Source organism: Thiomicrorhabdus marina, assembly GCF_017571465.1.
Taxonomy (GTDB): domain Bacteria; phylum Pseudomonadota; class Gammaproteobacteria; order Thiomicrospirales; family Thiomicrospiraceae; genus Thiomicrorhabdus; species Thiomicrorhabdus marina.
Window position 1 is genome coordinate 1 of the sequence record NZ_JAGETV010000066.1, and the last position, 566, is coordinate 566.

Below are 566 nucleotides of genomic sequence, written 5' to 3' on the forward strand. Positions count from 1 at the left end.
GCGCCCGTAGCTCAATTGGATAGAGTACTCGGCTACGAACCGAGCGGTTAGGGGTTCGACTCCCTTCGGGCGCGCCATATCTTAAAAACCTGCTAGTTTTTCTAGTGGGTTTTTTTATGTCTTTACCAAAAGAATTACCAAAAGTTTTATTTTGTAGCCTCTACTTCTTTTGTTTTTCTCATATACCTAGCTTTAGCCGATTCTGTCTTGTGGCCGGATTCATGTAAAGCATGATCTGAAACACCTTTAGCCTTAATATCGTGAAAACTAAAGCGTTCTTCTTTATTCATACTAGCAATACCTGTAGAAACTGATTTTTTATAAGCGGATTGCCATGCTAAGGAAGCGTAGAACAAGTCCAAATGGCTTCAGGCAAAGTAAAATTTAGGCTAAGCAAGGCGTCTGTTTGCCGTCATGTCTAGACCTGACCAAAAGAGACAACACCGCTTAGCCAAATTTTGCAAAACCCCAACGGGCGAGGTTTGGAAGCGTCACTTCGTTGTTAGGCTTCTTAACCATAGCGATGGCTATGCTTTGCGAAACCTGCCTAGAATTGACTGCTTCAA

Annotated in this window: 1 protein-coding gene and 1 tRNA gene; one reads left to right on the forward strand and one right to left on the reverse strand. The window is 42.6% G+C overall.

Annotated features, from left to right (window positions below):
* A tRNA-Arg gene (locus J3998_RS13110) sits at window positions 1-77 on the forward strand.
* Between the two features lie 69 nt (window positions 78-146).
* Here J3998_RS13110 and J3998_RS13115 read toward each other — a convergent pair.
* The gene (locus J3998_RS13115; protein ID WP_208151112.1) at window positions 147-290 is read right to left on the reverse strand and encodes a site-specific integrase; all 144 of its coding nucleotides are present in this window, start codon (window positions 288-290) and stop codon (window positions 147-149) included.
* Window positions 291-566: the final 276 nt, after the last annotated feature.